Genomic DNA, 8,501 nt, shown 5'->3' on the forward strand with positions numbered 1-8,501 from the left:
TGAGCATCCGCCTCCTTTTGAGCTAAATGAGCTTCTAATTAATTTTACAACATACCAAACTGCAAATCCAAAAAGGAAAGCGATAAAGATATATTGTATCCAAATATTGTCCATACTATTATTTTAAAAAATGATATGCAATGAATGCAACTACATATGCTAAACCTGTCATAAACCCTGTCTGAATCAATGTCCATTTCCAAGAATTTGTTTCTCGTTTTACGATCGCAATTGTACTCATACATTGCATTGCGAATGCATAAAATAACAACAACGAAACTCCTGTAGCAAGGTTGTATGCTGGTTCTCCTGTGTTTTGATTAATCTCATTTTTCATACGAAGAAGTAAACGATCTTTTTGACCATTGTCCTCAACATCAACCTCTCCTAAACTATAAACTGTTGACATCGTTCCGACAAAAACTTCACGCGCTGCGAATGATGAAATTAAACCAATTCCCATCTTCCAATCGTATCCTAAAGGCTCTACAACTGGTTCTATAACTGATCCTAATCTCCCTAAATATGAATGTTCTAATTTGTAAGAAGCAATTTCATTTGCCAAATCTTCTTCATTCATTTTCGGATGATGAGCAGTTACAATTTCTTCTGCATTTTTGAATTGTTCTCCAGGTCCGAAAGTTCCTAAAACCCAAAGAATAATCGAAATTGCAAATATGATTTTACCCGCATCAACTAAAAATCCTAATGTTTTTTCCCAAACATTAATTCCAACATTTTTCCAATCAGGAAGTTTGTATGTTGGCATTTCTAAAATTAGGTAACTTTTATGTTTCGCTTTAATGATTAAATTTAATAAAATAGCACTTCCTAGTGCGCCTAAAACACCTAAAATGTACATCACAAATAACGCCAAAGCTTGGTAACTTAATCCGAAAATATGTTCGTCGGGAATAACCAAAGCAATTAAAACGATGTAAATTGGTAAACGAGCCGAACACGTCATAAAAGGCGTTACAAGTATCGTTAATAGACGTTCTTTATCATTTTCGATATTACGCGCAGACATGATTGCAGGAACGGCACAGGCAACACCAGAAATTAATGGAACGACACTTTTTCCACTTAAACCGAATGGTTTTAACCATCTGTCCATTAAATAAACCACGCGACTCATGTAGCCCGTTTCTTCCATTATTGAAATGAATAAAAACAAAATGGCAATTTGCGGAACGAAAACGGCAATCCCTTCTATACCTGGAATTATTGCACCTCCAATAATTTCGTTGATAGGTCCTTCGGGAATTAAGCTAATTGCTTTTTCGTCGATCCAACCAAATAAATCTTCGACCATTGTCATTAATGGTGCAGACCACGTATAAACAGCTTGAAAGATTAATAATAAAATTCCTAAAAAGATGATGTATCCAAAAATCGGATGAATTAATGTTTTATCAATTTTATCGGTTAAGGTTTCATTTCCGTCAAAATTATACGAAATAATATCGTTTAATTTATCCTCTAAAATTTTATTTCGATCTAATGCTTCTTTAACTTGTAATCGTTTCGAAACAATAGAATTTTCTTTCTTAATTGTATCTAATTTACTTAGATTTTCTTTCGATTCGAACGGAACTTCTTTCTGAGAAAGATATTGCCAAGCTAAATAATCAGATTTAAGATTAAATTCATTCTTGATTTTTTCTAGAATAGAAAGATGCTCTTTCGGAATTTCGTAATGACGATTATATGGAGTTGCTTCTTTTGTAAAAGCTTCTACCAATTCATCAATTCCTTCGCTTGTACGCGCGTTTGTTAAGTATATTTTTGTTTGAAGAAAATCTTCTAACTTTTTCAAATCAATATTTAGTCCCTTGCTTTTGATTTCATCTTTCATATTGATGACAAAAATCGCAGGAACTTCTAAATCTCTAACTTGTTGATACAACAAAATCGATCGTTTTAGATTAGATGGTTCACCAACAACAACCGCCAAATTTGGGTAATGGTTATTGGTTTTGTCTCCTAAAGTTTTGAAAACAATTTCTTCATCCAAAGAGCTTGGATAAATTGTATACGTTCCGGGAAAATCTGTAATTTGGAATTTATTTCCATTTCGTTCTATTTTACCTTCGCGTTTTTCTACCGTCACACCAGGGTAATTCCCAACTTTTTGACGAAGATTTGTTAATTTATTAAATAACGAAGTTTTACCAACATTTGGGTTACCAATTAAGGCAATTTTATAATGATTCATTATTTTTTTGTTATCAAAATTTTATCGGCTTCGTTTCTTCTTAAAGCTAAAACAGACTTGTTAGAGATGATACTAATGCAAATAGGACCACCAAACGGAGCCTTATTTTTTACCAATAAACTTGTTCCCGGAATAAAGCCCATTTCGTAAAACTTAGCAGGTATGTCTTCTGTACTAAATCCAGTTACAACTGCTTGTTCACCAATTTTTAAATCTTTTAAAGAATAATTTTCAACCATTTCTACCAATCTATCTATGATTTTACTATATGCAAAGATATTTATTTTTAATTAATCCAAATAGAAGATATGTCATAGTTTTTTTATCTTTCTAATTAAATTTCAATGAATTCAAGTGTCTAAATTCAAAAATTTGATTATCTTTGCACTCAATTTTCATTTATAAACATTAATTTATGTACGCAATTGTAGAGATAGCAGGGCTTCAATACAAAGTTGAGCAAGACCAAAAGTTGTTTGTGAACCGTTTGAAAGGAGAAAAAGGAGACAAAGTTTCTTTTGACAAAGTTCTTCTTACCGTAAACGGTACCATCACTGTTGGCGCCCCGGCTGTAAGCGGTATCACTGTAGATGCTGAAATCCTAGATCACGTAAAAGCTGATAAAGTAATCGTTTTCAAAAAGAAAAGAAGAAAAGGATATAAAGTAAAGAATGGTCACAGACAATCTTTAACTCAGATCCAGATTACGGGAATTTCAGGATTCGACGGAACTAAAAAAACTGCAAAAAAAGAAGCTGCTCCTAGAGCTGAAAAAGCAGAAGCTAAAACTTCTAACGCAGATAGAGATACCGTAAACTTCAGCGAAGATCACGAATTGAACTATCACCTGAAGAAAAACAATCTTTCCCAGTCTAAAGAAAACAGAGAAACTCTTGTAGCTTTAGGAAAAGCTCTGAAAGAAGAATTAGCTAAAAACATTCTTACTCACGAAGAAGTGGATGCGCTTATCGAGAAGAATGCAGATCAATTTAAAGCACTTAACAAATAATAAAAACCGTAAAATAAAATGGCACACAAGAAAGGAGTCGGTAGTTCCAAAAACGGTAGAGAATCTCACTCTAAAAGATTAGGTGTGAAGATTTTCGGAGGACAAGAAGCGATTGCTGGTAACATCATCGTAAGACAAAGAGGTACAAAACATCACCCAGGTGAAAACGTGGGAATTGGTAAAGACCACACTTTGTTCGCACTTGTTGACGGAAAAGTAGTTTTCAGAAAGAAAGCAAATGACAGATCTTTTGTATCTGTAGAACCCAACGCATAATTATAAGCGTTTATAAAATTTAAACCTCACTTTTTTGGTGAGGTTTTTTTAATTCGCTAACTTTACGATATTAAATTTTTATATTATGATTAGAAAATTACTTTTTACTTCTGCATTCTTTACAGCTTTTATATTTTCTAAAGCACAAGTACAAGTTTGGCAAGACAATTTTAATGACTTAGATATTTCTGACTGGACTCTATATGATCAAGATGGAGATGGAAATGATTGGGATGTAGCACAATTGACAAGTGGTGGCGCACCAAGCGGAACTCCTATTTTAACATCTGTTTCTTGGAATGGGGCTCCATTGACTCCAGATAATTGGGTTGTTTCTCCTGCTGTAGATTTAACAAATGCTTCAGGAGCAATTACACTAAAATGGTCTGTTTTTGCATCAGACCCTGAGTATAATTTGGAAAATTATGGTGTTTATGTTGCTACTGAAAATTCAGTTGAAGCTCTAACTACTGCTGGTGAGTTATTTACAGAATTTGATTTGCCAAGTACACTTACAGAAAGAACCCTTGATTTGTCTGCTTTTGCTGGACAGACTATTTATATTGCTTTCAGACATTATGATGTGTCAGACCAATTCAGAATAGGGATTGATAATGTATCAGTAGAAGCAGCAACCTTAGCAGTTTCAGAAGCTTCTAAAACAAAAGTTTCTGTATATCCTAACCCTACTTCTGATGTATTAAATATTAAATCATTAGAAAATGTTAAATCTGTAGAAATTTTTGATCTTACAGGTAAAAAAGCAAATATTGTTATTCTAAACAATGGAGTTGTAGACGTAAGAAATCTTGCAAAAGGAGCCTATATTCTCAAAGTAAATTCTGATAATGGAAGTACTTCTCATAAATTTATCAAAAAATAAATTTTCATAAATTCAAAAAGAAAACCTCAGCATTGCTGAGGTTTTCTTTTTTTAGTAAAATGATATCTAACATGTCATATGTTGTGTTTTAGTCTTAAATTTGGAGGCATGAATTCAGAAAATCTGAGACTCGACAAATTAACAGGGCTGCTGGCAGAAATAGGAGCAGTAATGATTTCCAACGGGGCGAATTCAACACGTACATCCCGGAATCTTAATCGTATTGCTGAATCTTTCAATCTGGGACTGGAAAGTTTTTTTTCCTATTCAGGAATCATCATTACGGTAGAAAATCTGAAAACACATGAAAAGCGGACAGTAGTCAAAAAAATTCCGCATCACGGCGTCAATTTTTCAATTATTTCAGAAATCAGCATTCTGAGCTGGGATGCTCACCAGCAGAAAATGAACGTTGATCAACTTGAAAAAGAATTTTTGCGGATCCGCAAAGAAAAAAGCTATCCGGAATGGCTGAAGATTGTTGGAATCGGCTTTGCTACCGCTGCACTTTGTGAAGTGTTCGAAGGCACTATTGCTGAGTTTTTTGTTGCTTTTCTGGCAGGCGTTTTAGGAATAATGTCGAGAAAAGTTTTTTTGGATAAAAAGTTCAATACTTTTGTGAGCTTTCTGATTGCGTCTTTTGTTTCTGCATCGGTTGTTAATATCTTCAGATATTTCGGAATGCAGGATTTTCAGGCAGCATTATCTGCATGCGTTCTATGGATGATTCCCGGCGTTCCGCTTATTAATGGTTTTCTTGATGTCCTGGAAGGTCATATTGTCTCCGGAAGCGCCAAGCTGATTCTTGGAGGAATTTTAATATTCGTGATTGCTTTAGGCTTTTATATATCATTATTTATGTTCGGATATGGATATCACATTTGAAATCGTTATAAAGATTTTTTGGGCAGTAGTAGTCGTGCTAGGTTTTGCACTTCTTTTTAATACACCTAAAAGAGCACTTTGGGTTGCTGCACTTTTAGGAGCATTAGGTTTCGGGCTTAAAACCTTGCTGATTCACACCGTAATAGAAGGACAGTTGGTTCTTGCATCATTAGCCGGAGCTTCTTTAGTAGGAATTCTTGGCGTTTATTTTGCGCACAGAGTTCATACACCGCCTATTATTTTCACGATTCCTGCGGTTATCAATATGATTCCCGGGAAGCTAGGCTATGAGTTTGTAATTGGGATTCTAAAACTGGTTACTGCCGGAAAAAATCAGGATGTAGATTTTCAATTTTTTCTTCAGGTGATGAATGCAGGTCTGAGCGCAGGCTTTATATTACTTGCACTGACTTCAGGCATCATTTTCCCCATTTTGTTTTTAAATACAAAATCAGTCAAGAATAAAGACCTTAATAAAATAATGAAGAATGAGCTGATCCGGAAACCGCAAATTGCCCGCTACAAAAGGGCCAAAAGAAGATTATAATTCTTTCATAATATCTGCGATGATTTCGTAAGATTTCATTTTAGAATCAAAGTCATATACATTTCCTGCAATGATGATTTCATCCGGGCGATAATATTTTACAAAATCATTTAAATTTTCTGTCAGACTTGCTTTGTCTCCTACAAAAGTTTTTGAACTCATCCTGTTCAGATGCTGCAAAACTTCATCAGGAAGAATGTCTAATCTTGTATCTTCCGGCGGCAGCAAAGGCTGACGGCGATCCGTAAGAATATTTACAAAAGCCTGAAAATGAGAAGTTGCAATATAATGCGCTTCATCAATGCTGTCTGCAGCAATAATATTTACGCAGACCATGACATATGGTTCTGCTAAGAATTCTGACGGCTGAAAATTACTCCTGTAAATTTCAAGGGCAACTTCCAAATGAGTAGGAGCGAAATGCGCCGCAAATGCATAAGGAAGCCCTAATTTTGCTGCCAAATATGCGGAATCTGTAGAGCTTCCTAAAATATAAATTGGCACTTCTGCATCTTCTCCGGGAATTGCACGTACATTAGAAGAAGCATTTTCTTCACTCATATATTTCATCAATTCTTTGATGTGCGCTTCAAAATCATAGTGGGGATTTGCATCTCCACGGCGTAAAACAGTTGCGGTAAGAGAATCTGTGCCTGGTGCTCTTCCTAATCCGAGATCAATTCTTCCAGGAAATAAGCCTTCTAAAGTTCCGAATTGTTCGGCAACGGAAAGCGTTGTATGGTTCGGAAGCATAATTCCGCCAGAACCAATACGCAGTGTGTTTGTCTGTGAAGCAATATGCCCTATCAGGATTGAAGTAGCAGCACTTGCAACATTGGGAAAGTTATGGTGTTCTGAAAACCAATATCTTGTGTATCCGAGTTTTTCTGCATGTTGGGCAGATTTTACAGATTTCTGAAATGTAGTAGTGATGTTGTCACCTTTAACAATGGTAGCTAAATCAAGAATTGAATATTTTAATGACATTTTTTACTTTTTTTATATTCAGGAAAAGTCTCAAATATTAAACCAATATTTGATAGAGAGACAATTTTACCATATTATTTTAAAAGGAAAACTGGAATCCTGCTTTTACCCCGAACTTCGAAACTTCAGGACGGTCAAGGTAATTTCCTCTCCAGTTAAAATCTACACGAAAAATTCTTAGATTTCCAAAGCCGATATTTTCTATTCCACAGCCATATTCGTAATAAACCTGTTCGCTCGGCGCAGAATATTTCCAGCCTTCCACATTGATGTTTTTGGAGTTGTCGCTTAAACTTCCATAAGCAGCCCGGAAAAAGGCTACTTCACGCAGCTTAAGTTTTTTTATTAAAGGGATATAGGATAATATTTTACCGTTAAAATGATGCTCCAAATGAAACGTTGTGTATGTATCAGCTACAAATTCATAGTAATTAAGCTGGGAAAACGAATTGCCTCCTAAACCGTAAGATTGGTTTCCGGGAATAACATTTTGTAAAGCTAATGGAACGGTGTCAAAATTTTTACCAGCTTCAAAATTAACAATTGTTCTTCCCCAGCTTCCTAGAAGAAACGGCTTATAATACAAAAACTGCAGCTTGTCATAAGTGAAATCTGCGTTGAAAAGACCTTCCACACCTCTTGTATATTTTAAAATAATTGTGGATGCAAGAGAAGAAAATTCAATACGGTCAACACCTGTTTGAGAGAATTTTGCGCCCGGCCTTGCAATTAAGCTAAGTGTGAAATGAGAATCGTTGACCGTTTTTCTTAACACTCCGTTTCTGTAATAATTCAGATTAAAAATGTCAGAATCTGCGGATTTTATGCTTTGAAGCGAAGCGTCAAGGCGAACCTGGAAGTTATTCCACGGATCAATGGAAGCAAAGATATTATTTTGTGTAACAGAGCTTAAGGAAGCATTTTCACCTCTTGATAAAACAGAAGAAGAGGCAAATGTTCGTGACATAATTCCGTCGTCTGTAGTAAGCTGGACGCCTAATTGAAGAATGTCTCTCCGCGAACCATAGCCTAAAGTAAAACGATTCGTTTTGTTGAACATATATTTCCCCTCAATTCCGTATTTGAACTGATGATCTTTAAATCCGTAAGCTCCGTAACCTTGTATTCTCCAATCGTCATTTCTTGAAAAATAGGTTCTTGCACCAAGACGGATTCTGTTGCCTTCAATTTCATTAAATCCGTAAATAGAATAGATGTTTCCGATATCAATGGCATTTCCTACATTCCAATAGCCGGAACCAATGATTTCCGTAACTTTTACAATCCGGTTAAATTTTGGTGTATTTTCAAGTTTGTCAAGCATTTCATAAATTCCCTGTTCGCTCGCTGAAAGAGAATCTGTACGTGCAGCCATCCAGTAATTATCGTCTTTATCCAGTAAAGATTGATCGGTATCTTCTTCTTTTCTTTCAAAAATATCATCGGCAAGAGGCTGATCAAACTCGTATTTAGAATAAGTGACGCTTCGTTTTGCTAAAACCCCTTTTGCTTTTTTGCTTTTGCTGAAAATAGAAAGATTGAGCTCGGTTTCAATTTTCGCAGGCAAGAATGTTTCTTCATCAGGATTGTCATATTCCAACTCGGTAGAAATGCTGTTGACATAATTCACGCTCATTTTTTTGGTGGACTTCAGCGTTGCTTCCAAAACGGCATAATTGTCTGTCGTAATGTATAA

The 8,501-nt window shown here is 35.3% G+C and carries 9 protein-coding genes; 5 read left to right on the forward strand and 4 right to left on the reverse strand.

Annotated features, from left to right (window positions below; genetic code table 11):
- Positions 1 to 118 precede the first annotated feature (118 nt).
- On the reverse strand, positions 119 to 2,218 hold the full coding sequence (feoB, locus tag B2217_RS12580) for a ferrous iron transport protein B (protein ID WP_180905672.1): 2,100 nt from the start codon (positions 2,216 to 2,218) through the stop codon (positions 119 to 121).
- Complete coding sequence (locus B2217_RS12585) at positions 2,218 to 2,457, reverse strand: FeoA family protein (RefSeq protein WP_038334874.1); 240 nt, start codon at positions 2,455 to 2,457, stop codon at positions 2,218 to 2,220. The genes feoB and B2217_RS12585 overlap by 1 nt, the downstream gene beginning before the upstream one ends.
- 176 nt (positions 2,458 to 2,633) lie before the next feature.
- Between B2217_RS12585 and rplU the strand changes: the two genes are divergently transcribed.
- The 5 genes from rplU to B2217_RS12610 all read left to right on the forward strand — a co-directional run bounded on the left by rplU (position 2,634) and on the right by B2217_RS12610 (position 5,818).
- Positions 2,634 to 3,227 carry a 50S ribosomal protein L21 gene (gene rplU / locus B2217_RS12590; protein ID WP_291122725.1) on the forward strand — a complete coding sequence of 198 codons (594 nt, stop codon included), beginning with the start codon at positions 2,634 to 2,636 and terminating at the stop codon, positions 3,225 to 3,227.
- 18 nt (positions 3,228 to 3,245) lie between these two features.
- Positions 3,246 to 3,503: a 50S ribosomal protein L27 gene (gene rpmA, locus B2217_RS12595; protein ID WP_291122727.1), complete on the forward strand. Its 258-nt coding sequence runs from the start codon at positions 3,246 to 3,248 to the stop codon at positions 3,501 to 3,503.
- Positions 3,504 to 3,588: 85 nt separating this feature from the next.
- Positions 3,589 to 4,386 (forward strand): T9SS-dependent choice-of-anchor J family protein, encoded by a 798-nt coding sequence (locus B2217_RS12600; RefSeq protein ID WP_291122729.1) that lies wholly within the window; start codon positions 3,589 to 3,591, stop codon positions 4,384 to 4,386.
- Between the two features lie 108 nt (positions 4,387 to 4,494).
- A complete protein-coding gene (locus B2217_RS12605) occupies positions 4,495 to 5,271 on the forward strand; it encodes a threonine/serine ThrE exporter family protein (RefSeq protein WP_291122731.1) in 777 nt (258 codons plus the stop codon).
- Complete coding sequence (locus B2217_RS12610; protein ID WP_291122734.1) at positions 5,255 to 5,818, forward strand: threonine/serine exporter family protein; 564 nt, start codon at positions 5,255 to 5,257, stop codon at positions 5,816 to 5,818. Before B2217_RS12605 ends, B2217_RS12610 begins: the two co-directional genes overlap by 17 nt.
- Here the strand turns inward: B2217_RS12610 and B2217_RS12615 are convergent.
- Together B2217_RS12615 and B2217_RS12620 are read right to left on the reverse strand one after the other, a co-directional pair.
- Positions 5,813 to 6,805 carry an LLM class flavin-dependent oxidoreductase gene (locus B2217_RS12615; protein WP_291122735.1) on the reverse strand — a complete coding sequence of 331 codons (993 nt, stop codon included), beginning with the start codon at positions 6,803 to 6,805 and terminating at the stop codon, positions 5,813 to 5,815. The two genes, B2217_RS12610 and B2217_RS12615, sit on opposite strands and share 6 nt — an antisense overlap.
- Positions 6,806 to 6,884: 79 nt before the next feature.
- A partial coding sequence (locus tag B2217_RS12620) for a DUF5686 family protein (RefSeq protein WP_291122737.1) occupies positions 6,885 to 8,501 on the reverse strand: 1,617 nt, incomplete at its 5' end.

It is taken from the genome of Empedobacter sp. UBA7620 (assembly GCF_002484185.1).
GTDB lineage: Bacteria > Bacteroidota > Bacteroidia > Flavobacteriales > Weeksellaceae > Empedobacter > Empedobacter falsenii_C.